Source organism: Citrobacter sp. TBCS-14, from assembly GCF_005280805.1.
GTDB classification, from domain to species: Bacteria; Pseudomonadota; Gammaproteobacteria; order Enterobacterales; family Enterobacteriaceae; genus Citrobacter; species Citrobacter gillenii.
On record NZ_SZWM01000373.1, the window covers coordinates 1 to 464 of the forward strand.

Genomic DNA, 464 nt, shown 5'->3' on the forward strand with positions numbered 1-464 from the left:
AGAATCATCCATCGTCCACAGGCAAAACAGGGTGCGAAGAATAAAGACGTCAGCCACCAGCCCGAAAAAGCGCTGCAGCACGCTTTCGCTCTCGTGCTGCGGGAATGTATCGTGATACAGGCGATAAATCAGGTAGTTACTGAATATCCATGCCTCCTGAGCAAAGTAGCGCTCATACGTGTTTAGCCATTGAGTCTGCAACTGTTGCTGAAGCATGGCTTCACTGTTCGCATCTTGCAGCATCAACAGGCTGACCTGCAGGGGTAATGTCAGCTTACGAGTGNCAGGGGTAATGTCAGCTTACGAGTGCTTTCTGGCAACAGATCCCAGTTGAACTCACAGCTGCCCATTTGGGTGATCAGCTCGCGCTGCAACTGGGGCAGGCTGGGCAGTTGCGCGAACTGATCCTGCAGTTTTCCGCTTTGCGCATGGTCGGCCAGCACCTGCGGCAGCGAGGCCAGTTT

The 464-nt window shown here is 53.8% G+C and carries 1 pseudogene; it reads right to left on the minus strand.

From position 1 onward, the window contains the following. Positions 1-243, minus strand: a pseudogene (locus FDX22_RS31170) (lysine-N-methylase); the annotation flags it as partial. Between the last annotated feature and the right edge of the window lie 221 nt (positions 244-464).